The organism is Prevotellamassilia timonensis (genome assembly GCF_900106785.1).
GTDB classification, from domain to species: Bacteria; Bacteroidota; Bacteroidia; order Bacteroidales; family Bacteroidaceae; genus Alloprevotella; species Alloprevotella timonensis.
The window spans coordinates 1,073,594-1,089,678 of sequence record NZ_LT629845.1 but is presented as its reverse complement, the minus strand read 5'-3'; the positions used below and the strand labels follow the sequence as shown (position 1 = coordinate 1,089,678).

The 16,085-nt window shown below is 44.9% G+C and carries 14 protein-coding genes and 1 other RNA gene; 6 read left to right on the top strand and 9 right to left on the bottom strand.

Features of this window, described 5'->3' with window-relative positions; translation table 11 throughout:
- Window positions 1-110 precede the first annotated feature (110 nt).
- The 5 genes from BQ5453_RS13045 to BQ5453_RS13025 all read left to right on the top strand — a co-directional run bounded on the left by BQ5453_RS13045 (window position 111) and on the right by BQ5453_RS13025 (window position 5,986).
- Window positions 111-2,135 carry a transketolase family protein gene (locus BQ5453_RS13045; protein ID WP_202614971.1) on the top strand — a complete coding sequence of 675 codons (2,025 nt, stop codon included), beginning with the start codon at window positions 111-113 and terminating at the stop codon, window positions 2,133-2,135.
- A 14-nt stretch (window positions 2,136-2,149) separates the two neighbouring features.
- Complete coding sequence (rpiB, locus tag BQ5453_RS13040) at window positions 2,150-2,575, top strand: ribose 5-phosphate isomerase B (RefSeq protein WP_071123514.1); 426 nt, start codon at window positions 2,150-2,152, stop codon at window positions 2,573-2,575.
- 102 nt (window positions 2,576-2,677) lie between these two features.
- The gene (locus BQ5453_RS13035) at window positions 2,678-2,968 is read left to right on the top strand and encodes an HU family DNA-binding protein (RefSeq protein WP_022102061.1); all 291 of its coding nucleotides are present in this window, start codon (window positions 2,678-2,680) and stop codon (window positions 2,966-2,968) included.
- 314 nt (window positions 2,969-3,282) lie between these two features.
- On the top strand, window positions 3,283-4,866 hold the full coding sequence (locus tag BQ5453_RS13030) for an Rne/Rng family ribonuclease (RefSeq protein ID WP_071123513.1): 1,584 nt from the start codon (window positions 3,283-3,285) through the stop codon (window positions 4,864-4,866).
- Window positions 4,867-5,023: 157 nt separating this feature from the next.
- On the top strand, window positions 5,024-5,986 hold the full coding sequence (locus BQ5453_RS13025; RefSeq protein ID WP_071123674.1) for an aldo/keto reductase: 963 nt from the start codon (window positions 5,024-5,026) through the stop codon (window positions 5,984-5,986).
- A 92-nt stretch (window positions 5,987-6,078) separates the two neighbouring features.
- On the opposite strand, the gene hemW is transcribed toward BQ5453_RS13025, so the two are convergent.
- The 3 genes from hemW to BQ5453_RS13010 are packed head-to-tail and all read right to left on the bottom strand — an operon-like array spanning window position 6,079 to window position 9,068.
- A complete protein-coding gene (gene hemW / locus BQ5453_RS13020; RefSeq protein ID WP_071123512.1) occupies window positions 6,079-7,209 on the bottom strand; it encodes a radical SAM family heme chaperone HemW in 1,131 nt (376 codons plus the stop codon).
- A gap of 21 nt (window positions 7,210-7,230) precedes the next feature.
- Complete coding sequence (locus tag BQ5453_RS13015) at window positions 7,231-7,839, bottom strand: trimeric intracellular cation channel family protein (protein ID WP_022102066.1); 609 nt, start codon at window positions 7,837-7,839, stop codon at window positions 7,231-7,233.
- A gap of 41 nt (window positions 7,840-7,880) precedes the next feature.
- Window positions 7,881-9,068 (bottom strand): type IX secretion system plug protein, encoded by a 1,188-nt coding sequence (locus BQ5453_RS13010; RefSeq protein ID WP_161942432.1) that lies wholly within the window; start codon window positions 9,066-9,068, stop codon window positions 7,881-7,883.
- A gap of 311 nt (window positions 9,069-9,379) precedes the next feature.
- Between BQ5453_RS13010 and rnpB the strand changes: the two genes are divergently transcribed.
- An RNA gene (rnpB, locus tag BQ5453_RS13005) (RNase P RNA component class A) lies at window positions 9,380-9,791 on the top strand.
- A gap of 28 nt (window positions 9,792-9,819) precedes the next feature.
- Here the strand turns inward: rnpB and BQ5453_RS13000 are convergent.
- From BQ5453_RS13000 to BQ5453_RS12975, 6 genes are read right to left on the bottom strand one after another with little or no spacing between them, the layout of a single operon-like run.
- Complete coding sequence (locus BQ5453_RS13000) at window positions 9,820-10,515, bottom strand: phosphatase PAP2 family protein (protein ID WP_071123510.1); 696 nt, start codon at window positions 10,513-10,515, stop codon at window positions 9,820-9,822.
- Between the two features lie 27 nt (window positions 10,516-10,542).
- A complete protein-coding gene (locus BQ5453_RS12995; RefSeq protein ID WP_071123509.1) occupies window positions 10,543-11,367 on the bottom strand; it encodes a tetratricopeptide repeat protein in 825 nt (274 codons plus the stop codon).
- 36 nt (window positions 11,368-11,403) lie between these two features.
- Window positions 11,404-13,269 carry a BatD family protein gene (locus BQ5453_RS12990; RefSeq protein WP_071123508.1) on the bottom strand — a complete coding sequence of 622 codons (1,866 nt, stop codon included), beginning with the start codon at window positions 13,267-13,269 and terminating at the stop codon, window positions 11,404-11,406.
- A gap of 48 nt (window positions 13,270-13,317) precedes the next feature.
- Window positions 13,318-14,028, bottom strand: a complete 711-nt coding sequence (locus BQ5453_RS12985) for a tetratricopeptide repeat protein (protein WP_071123507.1) — start codon at window positions 14,026-14,028, stop codon at window positions 13,318-13,320.
- Entirely contained in the window at window positions 14,025-15,038 is a 1,014-nt protein-coding gene (locus BQ5453_RS12980) for a vWA domain-containing protein (protein ID WP_071123506.1), read from the bottom strand. Before BQ5453_RS12980 ends, BQ5453_RS12985 begins: the two co-directional genes overlap by 4 nt.
- A 39-nt stretch (window positions 15,039-15,077) precedes the next feature.
- The gene (locus BQ5453_RS12975) at window positions 15,078-16,079 is read right to left on the bottom strand and encodes a vWA domain-containing protein (protein WP_071123505.1); all 1,002 of its coding nucleotides are present in this window, start codon (window positions 16,077-16,079) and stop codon (window positions 15,078-15,080) included.
- Window positions 16,080-16,085: the final 6 nt, after the last annotated feature.

The window sequence follows — 16,085 nt, the reverse complement described above, 5'->3', positions numbered from 1 at the left end:
TGTGAGTATATAGTTTTTTCGTATAAAAGGGATAGTCCTACTGAATTTTTTGTACTTTTGCACACAAATAGTTATTTTGCTACAAAAACAAAAAGAATATAGCAATGTCAATGCAACATTCAAAAGAACTCATGAATCTTGCCGCCGATAATATACGTATATTGGCTGCGAGTATGGTAGAACGTGCAAAGTCGGGCCACCCGGGCGGTGCCATGGGCGGTGCAGATTTTATAAACGTGCTCTATTCCGAATTTCTTAACTTCGACCCCGAAGATGCCAAGTGGCGTTGCCGCGACCGTTTCTTCCTTGACCCTGGTCACATGTCGCCGATGCTATATTCACAATTGGCATTGATTGGCAACTATACAATAGATGAGCTGAAGCAATTCCGCCAATGGGGTTCGGTTACTCCTGGACACCCGGAGGTGTGCCAAGAGCGTGGTATTGAAAACACGAGCGGTCCGTTGGGACAAGGTCATACCTTTGCAGTAGGTGCTGCTATCGCTGCCAAGGCGTTGTATGCACGTACTGGGAACCCTGGTTTTGACAAGGAAAAGATTTATGCCTATATATCAGATGGCGGTGTGCAAGAGGAAATATCGCAGGGCGCAGGACGTCTTGCGGGTCACCTTGGTTTGAATAACCTCATCATGTTTTTTGATGCCAATGAAATTCAGTTGTCAACCGAGACTTCGGCTGTGATTTCAGAGGATACAGGCATGAAGTATCGCGCTTGGAATTGGAATGTGCTGGAAATTGACGGCAATGATGCAGATCAAATCCGCGAGGCTCTGAAGGCTGCTAATGAAGAAACTGCACGTCCTACTTTGATTATCGGTCATTGTGTGATGGGCAAGGGCTGCCGCAAGGCTGATGGCACTTCGTACGAACATAACTGCAAGACACATGGTGCCCCGCTTGGCGATGGCGCGTATGTGAACACTATTAAGAATTTGGGCGGTGACCCTGAAAATCCCTTCGTTATTCGCGATGAGGTAAAACAGATGTACGAAGAGCGCAAGGCCGAACTTCGTAAGATTGTAGCTGCCCGCCGTGCTGAAGAAAATGAGTGGGAGAAGAATAATGCTGAAAAGGCATCGCAACTCAATGACTGGATGGCTCGCAAACTGCCCAATATACCTTGGGAAACTGTGGAACAAAAGCCCAATTCGCCCACACGTAATGGCTCTTCAGTTTGCTTGAGCTTGCTTTCAGAGTATGTGCCCAACATGATTGTATCGTCTGCTGACCTTTGTAACTCGGACAAGACGGACGGCTTCTTGAAGCATACAACAGAAATCACGCGTACCAACTTTGCTGGTGGTTTCTTGCAAGCTGGTGTGTCGGAACTGACAATGGCTTGTGTTTGCATAGGTATGATGCTGCATGGTGGTATCATAACTGCCATGGGTACATTCTTCGTGTTCTCAGACTACATGAAGCCCGCCATACGTATGGCTGCGCTGATGGAAGTGCCTGTTAAGTTTGTTTGGACACACGATGCTTTCCGTGTAGGTGAAGATGGCCCAACTCACGAACCTGTGGAGCAGGAGGCTCAAATTCGCTTGATGGAGAAGTTGAAAAATCACAGCGGACGCGACAGTGTACGTGTACTCCGCCCCTGTGACGTGCATGCTGTAACAGAGTGCTGGCGCATGGCAATGGAAAACATGGATACACCGACTGCCATGATTTTCAGCCGTCAGAATGTGAACGACTTGCCTGCTGGCACTGATTATCACGAGGGTATATTACATGGCGCTTATGCCGTAGTGAAGGAAGCAAATCCCGATGTAATACTCGTGGCATCAGGTTCGGAAGTGGCTACTTTGGTTGATACTGCAGCTCTGCTTAAGGCTGATGGTGTTCGTGCCCGTGTAGTTAGTTGTCCGAGCGAAGGCTTGTTCCGCCGTCAGAGCAAGGAATATCAAGAGGCTCTGTTGCCAACGGGTGGCAAGATTTTTGCCCTCACGGCTGGTTTGCCTGTGACTTTTGAAGGCATAGCAGGCTCAAATGGTAAGGTATATGGCTTGGAAAGTTTCGGTTTCAGTGCTCCTTACAAGGTGCTTGACGAGAAACTCGGATTTACGCCTCAGAATATCCATAAGGAAGTATTGGCGTACTTGAACAAGTAAAATCAAATAAGAAAATGGTAGGACTTGCAAGTGATCATGCTGGTTTTGAACTGAAACAGTATGTAAGGGAGTACCTTGAAGCCAAGGGAATTGAATATAAAGATTATGGTACATATTCGACAGACAGTTGCGACTATCCTGATTTTGCACATGCGCTGGCCCGTGGCATAGAGCAGTGTGAGGTGGATAAGGGTATTGCAATTTGTGGCAGTGGCGAAGGTATCTCGATGACTCTGAACAAACACCAACGTATTAGAGCTGCATTGGTGTGGATTCCTGAAATAGCCCACATGACGCGTTTGCACAACGATGCGAATGTGTTGGTTATGCCCGGACGCTATATCGATACGAAGGTGGCACACGACATAATGGACGAATTCTTCAATACAGAGTTTGAAGGTGGACGCCATGTGCGCAGAATAGAGAAAATTCCAGTGTAGTTAGTTGAAAAATCAGAGTGAATGCGTTCTAAATCAGTAAGATTTCGTATCTTTGCAGTCGCTTTGGCAAAAATAATATTAAACTAAATACATTAAACTGGAATGACTAAATCAGAAATCATCAAGGCTATAGCAAGCAAGAAGGGTTTCGACCGCGACACTGTGTCGAAGGTGTTGGAGGCTTTCACAGGCGAAATAAAGACAGCGTTGCTCGATGGTAAGAGCGTAAGTATGCGTGGCTTTGGCACATTCTATTTGAAGCACCGTGCTGAAAAGACTGCCCGTAACATGCAAAACAATACCACTATCATCATACCAGAGCACGATATTGCTGCATTTAAGCCTGCTAAGGAGTTTGCCGTGTCGGTGAAAGATAAAAGTCAGAAAGCTTAAAATATAACTAACATAATTAACCATAAAACGTAATAGGTATGCCTAACGGAAAAAAGAAGAAAAGACACAAGATGTCTACTCACAAACGTAAAAAAAGACTGCGCAAGAATCGTCATAAGAGCAAGTAAAGGCTCGACGGCTCTCAGCAAGAGTCTCTTTTAACCCACCAACGAGTAAACGAGCTAAAGTTATGGCTCCGAAAGGAGCATGATTACTCGTTTGCTCGTTCTTTTTTACTTAAATGAAGGTAGCTGGTGCACAGTTAATATTTGATGTGTGGGCAGACTACTTTCGAAAGAATTATATTTATATTCATGACAAGCGAAGTTATTGTAGATGTTACGAAAAAGGATATTTCCATCGCGTTGCTCGAGGATAAAAGACTCGTTGAGTACCAGCGCGAGGGACGTTCTGAGCATTTTTCGGTAGGAAACATCTATTTGGCAAAGGTGCGCAAGCTCATGCCAGGACTGAATGCTTGCTTCGTGAATGTTGGTTTTGAGCGTGATGCCTTTCTGCATTATTTGGACTTGGGCACACGCTATCATGCTCAAGAGAAATATCTGCAGTTAATTGCAGATGGGCGACGCAATGTGACACTCGACAAGGTGGGCAAACAGCCTGACCTGGACAAGGACGGCAGTATACAAAACACGCTGAAAGTTGGACAGGAAATATTGGTGCAGATAGTGAAAGAACCTATCAATACCAAAGGTCCACGATTAACTTCGGAACTTTCATTTGCAGGCCGTTTCCTTGTATTGATTCCATTTAGCGAAAAGATATCGGTATCGTCGAAAATCAAGTCGGGAGCTGAACGCACGCGATTGAAACAGCTCATTCAAAGCATTAAGCCTAAGGGCTTTGGCGTGATTATACGTACGGTGGCTGAGAACATGCGTGTGGCGGAACTCGACAACGAAATGCGAATTTTGCTCAAGCGTTGGGAAAACACCATAGCTAAGGTGAAGCAAACTCGCCGCGAGGCATTGACCTTGCCACAGTTGGCCTATGAGGAGACAAGTCGCACTGTAGCTTTGCTGCGTGACTTGTTTAATCCTTCGTATGAGAACATTTATGTCAACGATCAGACGGTGTTCAACGAGGTGCGCAACTATGTGAGCTTGATTGCTCCTGAGTGTAAGGATATTGTGAAATTGTATAAGGGGGTTGTGCCCATATTCGACAATTTCTCGGTGACCAAACAGATTAAGACTTCGCTCGGTCGCACCGTAACATACAAGCATGGCGCTTACTTGATAATAGAACAGACTGAGGCTTTGCATGTTGTTGACGTGAATAGTGGTAATCGATCAAAAAGCTCGGAAGGACAGGAGGTTAATGCGCTTGATGTGAACCTTGGTGCCGCAGACGAATTAGCACGTCAATTGCGCTTGCGCGATATGGGTGGTATCATTGTGGTCGACTTTATTGACATGAACTTGCCCGAAAATCGCCAAAAACTTTACGAGCGCATGGTTGAGAACATGCGTAAGGATCGTGCTAAGCATAGCATTTTGCCGCTCTCGAAGTTTGGATTGATGCAGATTACGCGTCAGCGTGTGCGTCCGGTAATGGATGTCAACGTAGAGGAGACTTGTCCTACTTGTGGTGGCACAGGAAAAATTAAGCCCAGCATATTGTTTACTGATTCTCTTGAAACTAAGATTGACACTTTGGTAAACAAACTTGGCATCAAGCGTTTCCGCCTTTATGTGCACCCGTTTGTAGCCGCATATATAAACCAGGGATTTTTCTCAATCAAAAGACGCTGGCAAATGAAGTATGGTATGGGCGTAAGGGTTTATCCCAACCAAAAATTAGCTTATTTGCAATATGCTTTTTATAACACGAACGGCGAGGAAATACTGATGAACCAACATAATGACATGAAGTAAGAACAGTATTAAAACAAAACAAAAGTGATGCCCCAGAAAACTATTATGAGTTTTTTGGGGCGTTATTTGTTGTGTGGTGCTTAGAAATGCCGATATTTGCAAATGTGTGCAGGGTACTCTGCATTCGTTATTATCATTAAAACAAAATATGGATAACATGCAACCAATACAAAATTATCGGGCTTGTGCAAACAGGTATGATGCTGCAGACATCTTGTACAAGCGATGTGGAAAGAGTGGTGTGCTCTTGCCAAAGGTAAGTTTGGGCTTCTGGCATAATTTTGGGGGTGACGATTCGTATGCTCGTTGCCGTGAAATAGCGCATTATGCTTTTGACCATGGTATTACGCATTTTGACTTGGCAAACAATTATGGCCCCCCTCCAGGTAGTGCAGAAGAAACTTTGGGACGCCTTCTGCGTGACGATTTCGCTCCTTATCGTGACGAATTGTTTATTGCAACTAAGGCCGGATATGACATGTGGCCCGGACCATACGGAAATTGGGGGTCGCGCAAATATTTGATGTCAAGTCTTGACCAAAGTTTGAAGCGTATGGGCATTGAATATGTGGACTTGTTCTATAGCCATCGCTATGATCCAAACACACCTTTGGAGGAGACATTGCAAGCTATGGTCGATGTGGTTAAACAAGGTAAGGCTTTGTATCTTGGCATAAGTCGTTGGCCGTTGGAGGCTCTGAAGTTCGCTTACCAATATTTGAAGGAACGTGATTGCCCGCTCTTGATTTATCAAGGACGCTTAAACTTGATAGATCGTGCACCGCAGGATCAAGGAATATTGGATTACTGCGCAGAACAGGGCATTGGCTTTATATCGTTTTCGCCTTTGGCACAGGGGCTGCTAACAGACCGTTATATCAATGGCATTCCTGCTGATAGCAGAATGGCTAAGGAGCATTTTTTGAAACATTCGGCTCTTACACCAGAATTGTTGGACAACTTAAAGGCATGGAATATGGAAGCGGCTGCTCAGGGGAAGACCTTGGCAGAAGAAGCACTTGCATGGATATTGCGCCAAAAGGGTGTAACAAGTGTACTCGTTGGTGCAAGTTCGGCAGCACAACTTGAGAAGAATATGCGGTGCGTGTATGATTGTTGATAACACGCAACTCTTTTACAAGTCAAGCAAAAAGCCCCAATGGCAGATTGCACAATCTGTTATTGGGGCTAAGTTGGTGTTCTGGTTGCAACTTATTCTGCACGCATCAAGTCGCTGATGATATCATTACTTGTCATAATACCTTTTCGTGTGAGGCATAGCGTGTTGTTGTTGAAAGTCAAGCTTCCACTGGAGATATGTTTTTGCGCAGCTCTTTTCAAGTCTTCAAGCCATGCTTCGCCAAACCTCTTTTCCAAGTTTTTGAGCGAGAGCCCTTTGCGGGTGCGTAGAGATGTAAATACTTGCTCGTCAAACTGATCGGAGAGCGTGAGGTGCTCGATGGTGTGTGGCGGAAGTCCCGCTGCTGAAATATATTTTCCTAAATTCGGCTCGTTATATTGTCTTTCGTCTGTACCGTTGAACGAGTGCGCTCCAGGTCCAATGCCAAGGTAGGGGGTGTTGTTCCAATATCCAGAATTATGCCTTGATTCAAAGCCAGGTAAGGCAAAGTTCGAAATTTCATAATGTTCAAACCCATGTGCGTGAGCCTGTTGCATCATGATCTCGTATTCGGCTATAAAAGTGTCTTCGTCGGTTTCGGCAAGTTCGTTAGATTGTATCTTGCGTTGTAGCAAGGTTCCTTGTTCAATGCTTAGCGCGTAGGTTGACAAATGCTTGATGGGCAATGAAAAGGCTTTTTGTAAATCTGACGAAAAATCTTGCATCAGTTGAGTGGGCAATCCATAAATCAAGTCAATGCTAATATTGTCAAGCCCGGCTTGTTGCAGGGTGTGTACGGCATCTTGTGCCGTAGCTGCATCATGACGTCGATTGAGCATTTTCAATATCCGGTCATTGAAACTCTGTACGCCCAAACTGACGCGGTTGAAACCAAGGTGGCACAGATTGTGTGCAAAGTCGGGTGTAACATCATCGGGGTTAGCTTCGAGCGTGATTTCAGCGTTGGTATCAATATCGTAGTGTTTGTTGATACTATCGAGAAGTATCGCAATCTCTTTTATTTGTAATTGTGATGGAGTCCCCCCCCCAAAGTATATGCTTTGGATTAGTCTGTCAGCCAGGTAGCTCTTGCGATTGGCAAGTTCGGCACAAGCCGCATTGACATATTCGTGTCTGACAGTTGCTGATTGGGTGGTAGAATAGAAATCGCAGTAGATGCAGCGGCTTGTGCAAAATGGCACATGCAGGTATATCATGCTCATGGTGGTAAGTAGCTGTGCAGTTTACTCGTTGTCGCCTTTGAGTGTTGGTAAGTGTATTTTGTAGTGAACAGCCAAGATGCGGGATATGATGACAAATAGGCCGCATATCAGTCCTGAAGCAATGTTGCCCATGCCGATTTTGTAGCAGATGAAGTAGGCTATGCCGCCAATGATGCAAGCCATGGCATAGATCTCTTTTCTGAAGATAAGTGGTACTTCGTTTATAAAAACATCACGGAATACACCCCCTCCGGCACCAGTCATGGTACCCATAATTATGGCTGTCCAAAATGGAAATCCGGCAGCAAGTGTCTTTTCGATGCCAACGACGGCAAAAAGAGCCAGTCCAATCGTGTCGAACAGGAACCAAGTATTCTCTTGCTTAATGAGGAACTTGCGAAATATGATTACCCAAATAAGGGCAAAGCCTGTGCAAATAAGGTAAAAAGAATTTGTCATCCAAAACGGAGGCTGGCTCAGTAAGAGGTCTCGCATGGTGCCTCCGCCAATGGCAGTAGTCAAGCCTACGCAGTATGCGCCCAATAAGTCGAAATGCTTGGCAGAGGCCAAACGAATGCCAGATATTGCAAAGGCAAATGTGCCGATAAAGTCGAGTATTTGAATAAACATGTTTGTGTGATGTCGGTGTAAAGTGGTGGAGTAGGGAAGTATTATTTGTTTCGATAAATAGGTGTGAAGCAGCCTACCAGTTGCCAATATCTTGTGCCAGTTGGCTTGTGGTACACAAGAATATCATATTCGTTTTCTGTTTGAAAGAAATTGCCCTCGGTTGGTTGTGTATAACCTCTTGCTGAGTCGTTTTTAGCGCAAAGATACATGTAGTTGTAGTAACCGCATTTCATCAAGATGTCAGCCGTGTAAGCCTGTTCAGAGTCGTTGTATTGCATTCGACAGGTTGGGTTAAGGTTGTTACCAGCCCATTGCCCGTACACATAGACTTGTTGGTCTTGAGGTAAGCATGGCATGTCAAGTTTGAAGTGCATCATGACGTAGTCAGCTTCATAATCGGCATCACCATTGCTGTCGTATCTTGTTACGCTGAGACCATTTTTGTCCTCGTCGTAAAGGTAATTTTTGCGTGGGTAATCGGTCATCATCGTGTAGTGGTAGAATGGATCTATCCATCTAACACTTTCGCCGTGCATTCCAGGGTAGCGTGTAGACAGAAATTCGGCCTTGCGGTATTCATTGCCGGCTTCGAATATTAAGCTGTGGCAGTGCTCCCAAAGCAAAGTGTTGTTGTTGATGCCTGTGTATTGTGGCCCAATGACGGCATTATCCCATCGCCGATTTTGCAAGACAATTACTTTGACTTCATTTTCAGCATCACGTAGAAGTAAGTTGCTGCAGTCAATTTTGAGTGATAATTGTTGGTGAGAATTATTGTGGTCAATGTCGGTATCAGTTGTGCATGTGGGGTAAATGCTGACTCTTCGGTCAACTATGGCAAAGTATGTTTGTATTACCGGCACATTGCTGCCTTCGTCATTTTCGGTGCTGATGGTGATGCGGTAATTGCCCGAAAGCAGTGGCCGCATTTGTGTGTTAGGCAGTGTAAACGAATAATGTGTGTAATTTACAGTTGTGTTTTGACTCGGCTCGTAGTCTTCGATGACAACCTCATTGCTCGTGGCATTGACATACTCATTGTCAAATAAATCTTCAGATACATTGCCGTAGACATCGCAATGTTCCACTTTGTAGGTGTAACGGCGGTACTCGTGTGTCATGTCGTCGAAACTGACCTCCAGAGTTTTACCATCGTTAAGTTTCAATACGGGAAAAGCTTCAATTTGGTTGTCAACAATAAGTCTTACAGTATGTATATTGGGGGCCAAGATTGTTGTACGTCCTGGTTGTGCCCAAATTCGCAGTGTCGAGAGCCAAACAACAGCTATGAGTAAAAGCCCTTTTTTCATGAGGTTTAGGTATGATTAGTAGGTGTCCAGAATTATATTATACAATCGGCAGGCGTCAGTGCAAAGAGAACACCTACTTATATAATCGGCAACGTTTATGACAACATCCTTGTAATCAGCAAAGCCGTAATATGTATGCAAGGCGTTTCATTAGTTTGCAAAAGTACATTTTTTTGAGCATACGACATTCGTAGACGTTAATTTTTTTGTACCTTCGCGTTACATAAGAATCAGTCGGCCGGCTTGCCGTGTGCATTCGTTTTTTGAGATGCAGGAGGAAAGTCCGGGCAACGTAGAGCATTCTGCTTCTTAATTGGAAGTCATCCGTGAGGGTGAACCAGTGCAGAAGAAAATAACCGCCCGCTGTCACTATAACAGTAGGGTAAGGGTGAGAAGGCGGGGTAAGAGCCCACCAGGCACATGGTGACATGTGTGCTGTGCACGTCAGAAGTTGAAAGTTCATGTATACCAGCGTAAGAGGGCTGCTCGTCCGAGCATTTAACGCCTAAACAGTATTAAATGCGCGTTGGAGGGTAGAACGATAGAGCACTTTGGCAACAAAGTGCGCGGATAAATGGCAGGCGCTGTGCATCTTTTTAGGGTGCATGGGCACAGAACCCGGCTTATAGGCCGTCTGATTCTTTTTGTTTTTATGCAAAGACACGTTTCCCTATTCTGCAAAGAATAAGGCTTTGAAAGCAATATATAAATATGTAGTTAGTAGTGCAGCAATCAATAAATGTGATTGGTGCAAAGTGTAATTGCTTGTCGTAAAATATGGCTTTTCTGCAATAAGGAGTGCATATTGCGCTTTCCGTTGCGTTTGTGCCACTTTCATAGACCAAAACACAAAGAGTTTGTATATGCCGACTCCAACAATGCCACCCCACACGAGTCCTGTAAACAAATCGCCGGCATAGTGCACTCCAAGATAAATGCGTGTCCAACAGTTGAGCAATACCCAACTGCCGAGCCAGTAACTGAGCGTTTTGCGGCGCATTAGCAACGTGACAAAGGTGGCAACAGCCATGGTGTTGGCTGCATGACTTGAAAAGAAACCATAGTTACCCCCTCGATAACCTCGAACAATATCAACCATATACATGATGTAGGGGTCGTGCGTCGGACGCCAGCGCGCTACTAAGGGCTTGAATACGCTCGATGCCACTTGGTCGGCCAATGCGATGCAAAGGCTGATGCAGATGATTATGCGCAGAATGCCCCTTAAATCATTTGCCTGAATAACGACATATAGCAGCACAATGGCAAGTGCCAACCAAGTGGTTGTTTGTGTCGCGGTCCATGCGATGCCGTCCAGGTAGAGCGAAGAACTGCCGTTTAGTAGCAAGGTTATAGCTTGGTCCATGAGTGGCTTATTGTAGTGGGAGTTTTTTTAGTAAAGCTGCCAAAGTTTGACAGACGGGCTAATGGGTGAAGTGCATAAATCATTTGCATTTGGCAGGGTGATATCCGATTGTAGGTATACAACCATGCCATCTTGCAATTCGGCCTCTATCCAATTATTGCCTGTGCGTCCGTTTACACCAATAATGGCCCCCTCGTGCAAAGTGCGCGTTTTGGCCGAAGTGACAGTAGGTGATGCGTAAGTTTGTATTTCTTGAACAACAACAGCTTGAGTGCCAGGGTATATGAAGTGCTGCTCAATGTATGCGAAAGCGTATGCAGATAGTGTGAATATGCCAAAGATAATACTGAAAGCGAAACTTGCTTTGCGTATGTTTATGCTTTTACCCATTTTGCAAGTCAAAGCAGATGCCACGCACAGAACCAACATGATGAGCGCTACGACACCCCATGTATCACTACTTGCAGTGCAGACCGCCTTTTTGAAGAAGGTGGTAAAAAATAGCCCAGTTGATGCGTTCAGGTTATCTTGCGTTTTGGTCTGTGAAAGTTGCAGATTGAATTGGGCATCATCGTCAGCAGGATTTATTCTGAGAGCCTGCTGATAACACCAAATGGCTTGTCCTATATTCTTAAGTCTGTAGTGGCAGTTACCCAAATTGTAGTATGTGGCTTCCAACTCCTTTGCGTTGTGGCTTACTTGGCCTTTTTGTGGCAAGAGTTGGGCATAGCTTTTAGCAGCTTGCACATAATCCTTTTGTTGGTAAGCTTGTTCAGCCTTGTCATTGGCTGTTTGTGCCGTTACATTCGTGGCAATCAGCATGACAAGTAATGATATGATGAAATTTCGCATCGAATTATTACGTATAGGTGAGAGTGAAAATAATGTTTATGCCTTATTCTTCAAGGCATCATCAATCAACTTAATAACGTCTTTGGCTTTGGCTAAGGTCTGAACTTTGTCAGCATCATTATTGGGGGCAAATTCAGCATATTGACAATAATCAGTAACTTCAAACAAGTTGTTGATGACCGTATCATCTATGTGCTTGTCTCGTAATAAATGCCGTATGCTGTCTTTGTTCATGTCAGACTTTTGCAGGCCGAAATAAGTTGCCAAATAGTTGTCGATAGCTTGGCTTATTGTACTATAATATTTGCCATTCTCTTGTCCTTTAGCTGTGGGGTCTGCCAGTCGGAGTGTGCGCATGGCATTCTTGTATGCGCGACTGTTGTTATGCAGGGAAGTATCATGTTGCTTCCTGTTCCAAATACTAACAAGTATCCACAAAACTATAGATATGGCAATGAGCAAAATGTTAAGCACAACATAGCTCGTGCTGCCCCAGGCCAATATAGAGCTATGTTCGGTAGGCTTGCATTTTCTAATATCACTCTTGAGCAAAGCTAACTGCTTGTCAACGTCGGCATTTGATTGTGAGCCTTTTGATATGTGCAGTTTTACTGGACTTGTACGTATGGTGCGATAAGTACCTGTGGCAGAATCGAAAAATACGAAATCTGTAGCAGGTATCGTATAATCGCCCACGTTTCGTGGTACGAAGGTGTAATCAAAGGTCAACTGTCCATGCAGCCCATCGGTGTTGACTTTCGTGTTGTCTGTCGTTTTGGCATCAAACGTGTCAAAGTCTTTTGGGAAGTTAACCGTAGGGGCCGTAATGAGTTTAAGATTGCCTAATCCGCTAAGCGTAATGCGGTAAGTGGCCACATCATTTGTTTTGATATGACTGTTGAGTAATTCTCCTTTTATATTAAATTTGCCCACAGCTCCCGAAAAGTTTGCAGGACGTGGCATGGGCAGTGGCGAAACTTGTAATTTCAGTGGTGCCACACTGCGGCGTACTTGTACCCCAATAGTACCTCCGCCATTGAAAAAAGCATCAGCCAAATTCATTGTATGGTCTTGTTGCACTACTGCACAATCAAAGGTGATGCTCGGAATGGTAATGCTGCCGCTATGCTGTGGAAAAACTAAGTATTGTAGAATAGTTCCGGTACGATATGCCGCGCCGTTCCGGTGTTCAAGAGTAGTTTGGATTTGGTTGCCAGGCAAAGGTAACTCTTGTGAAATGAGACCTTTGAAATCGGGCTTTTGAACCAAACTCGTATTCGACAATCCCACCCCCACACGGGCATGTATGCGGTAGGTCAATAATATGGCCTCTTGTTCATATACTTTAGTACGGCTGGGAGTTACATCTATAAAAAGGTCGCGTTGCGTCACCTTGCTGCCAGCCTGTTGCAACTGGTCATAGCTTGTATTATTTTGTGATGCACTACTGTGACTGCCTGTGCCGTTGTTACTGCCAGATTGTGCGTGCAGACTGATAGGGCGGCTGTGCAAAGTGCGGCCATTAACTTGCACGGTGGCTGCGCCAATAGTTATATGCCCGCTTTTGCGTGCAGACAGTATGTATGTGTAAGTAGTACTTTCGTTGTGTGATGCTCTGCCGTTAACTATTTGATAGTTACTTGATGTAAATGTGCTTGGGCCACTCAACACCTCAAAAGCCGAGAGCGAGGGTGGGGTAAAGCCCTTGACATCACTGCTCGTTACCGTAAAGGTCAGGCGATAGTAGCCGCCCACATCCTCAATGTTGGCTTTGAATGATTGTGCACAAGCATTGATGCAGGCAAAAAGTGCTATGAATAATGTGGCAAGGTGCGAAAGAAGCATATGTCCTTTGCCCTTTATATTGTATATGTCAGAAATGTTAGTAGAGATATATGGCATGTGTTCAATAAAATCTTGTTTTCCTTTCGTGCAAGGCTATGTGTCGTATCACCAATTCTTGTCCTTGCTGCGTTGCCTGGGTTGGTGCTGTTTGAGCTTTTCAAGCGCTCTACGCTCTGCTTGCCTTGCCAAATTCATATATTGCTCAGTTTGCTGCTTGTCTTGCTGCTTGTTGCTGTTGTTCTTTTGTTGTTGCTGTTGCTGTTGTTCGTTCTGTTTGTTCTTTTGTTGCTGTTGCTGCTTTTGTTGTTGCTTGTTCTGCTGTTTGTTGTTAGTGCTTTCTTTAAGTTGCTTTTGGCACAGGGCCAAATTGTAACGGGTGCGGTCGCTATGTGGCTCAAGTCGCAGTGCTTGTTTGTATTGCTCAATGGCGGTACGCAGCAATTGTTGTTCTTGCTCGCGACTTTGTAAGGCAGCTCTTTGGCTAATGTATCCACGATTATGCCAAGCCATAGACCGTACTTGTGGGTTAGTTTCAATCTGCGTCACCTTGTTGTACAGACTGTCTGCCCCCTTTACATCACCTTTAGCCAGATACGCATCGGCCAGATTAAACATGGCTCTGCTGTTATTAGGTGCCTCTTTCAACAGTCGCAAGTAATATTGTTCAGCTTTGTCAGTCTGTCCTTTATGGAATTTCTGATTTCCAATATGCGTATACCTATATATCCAATTTTGGGCGTGCACACTTGTAGCCATATTGGGCGACAGGCATGCTAAGACTATGATAATGTATGTAATAATGCCAGACCGTATCATTTGTTGAATATTTTGAACTTGTTAAAGAACGCATTTTTCGTGTCATTAATACATGCCTCAATAATAAGCAAGAGCAAGGCAATCAAGGCTACGGCTTGAAATTGCTCGTTGCGTGCAGTATATGAGGTTGTAGTAGTTGACTGCTTAAGTTGTTTGAGTTGTGTCTGCAGTTCGTCTTGTGCACTATTGCTTTGGTCAAGATGCAGGTAAAGTCCTTTTCCGGCTTGTGCTATGTCACGGCACATTTGTTCGTTAAGTGCGGTGTGCACAACTTGTCCATTGGCGTCAGTCAGTGGACCATTTGCGGTAGGAATTTCGCTTCCTTGTGTAGTGCCCACCCCAATCACATATACATTTATGCCAGCCTTGGCTGCGGCTTTGGCAGCCTCTTCGGCGCCTCCCTCATGGTTCTCGCCATCAGTTATGAGTATGATAGCCTTGCCCACGTCCTTGTTCTGTGTAAAACTCTTACACCCCAGGTCAATGGCGGCTGCAATATCAGTGCCTTGCATGGTAACCATGCCTGCCGACAACGCGTCAATAAATGTTTTGGCTGCAGCATAGTCCGATGTGATAGGCAGTTGCGGGTATGCTTCACCGGCAAATACACCAAGTGCTACCTTATCGTTTTTCATCTTGTCCACCATGTTGGTCACAAGCAGTTTGGCACGATCCAAACGCGATGGCTGCACATCGTTGGCAAGCATAGAGTTTGACACGTCCACCATCACAACCGCTTCAATGCCGTTAGCTGTTTCGGTTTGTTGCTTTGTACCATAGAGCGGACGTGCTATGGTCAGAACGAGTGCAGCTACAACAAGCATGAGCAAGCCAAAGCGTATGTGTTTGCGCCATTTAGATCGTCCAGGCATTAAGGCCATAATTCGGTCACGATTGCCCAGTACAGCCATCTTCTTGCGCTGGCGTATTGTTTGATAAATGTATATGATGCAGCACAAAGGTATGAGCAGCAACCAATATAGGTTGTGTGGACTTTGAAATATTAGCATAAATAATATCTATAAGTAGATGTTCAAAACTTATACGTTTTATAAACGTTTGAACCACGTGATGCGCAGCAGCGTATCAATCAGCATTACTATCAATGCAGCAATGGCAAAGGGCATGTAAGCCTCGTAGTGTCGGTTGTGGTTGTTGACCTTCAATTTCGATTTCTCAAGTTTATCAATGTCGGCATACACCTTCTTCAATGATGAGCGTGAGGTAGCCTTATAAAAAGTTCCCCCAGTTTCATGTGCTATCTGTTTGAGAGTAGTTGGGTCCACTGTATCATCAACTTGTTGGGTGTAAACTTCGCCATTGGGCAGTTGAGCCACAGGCACGTTCACCTTACCTTCGGTGCCTAACAATATGGTATAAATGCGTATGCCAAGAGATTTGGCCATGTCGGTGGCCATTAAGGGAGAAATTTCGCCAGTATTGTTTGCTCCATCAGTAAGCAGTATGATAACTTTGCTTTTGGCTTGGCTGTTATTCAAATGCGACACGGCGCTTGCAATACCCATACCTATAGCTGTGCCAGGCTGTATGATGCCATCGTTTTGCAGTGAACATGTGGCACCCTTAAAACTTCGCATCAGCGTACCATGGTCGGTTGTAAGTGGGCACTGTGTGTAAGCTTCTCCGCCAAACAGCGTAAGGCCGATGTTGTCATTCGGTCGGTTGTTGATAAACTCCAGAGCTACATCCTTGGCGGCAGATATACGGTTGGGCGAAATATCGGGAGTGGCCATAGACGTTGAAATGTCGAGTGTCATCATGATGTCTATGCCTTCAGTTTCGCCAGTGTGCCAATAGCGGTCGCTTTGTGGGCGTGCCAGCACCATCACTATGAGCACAAAACTCACAACGTGCAGAAAGAAAGGCAGGTGAATGAGACGTGTGCGCCAGGTCGACGGTGCATGGCGAAAGGTTTCGGTGCTTGCCCATAATATATGGCTTTCGTGTTTTGAACGAAACAGGAAGTACCATATAAAATAGGGCACAAGCAGCAAAAGTAGCAAAAAGTATGTAGGCGATGCGAATGTCATAATAAA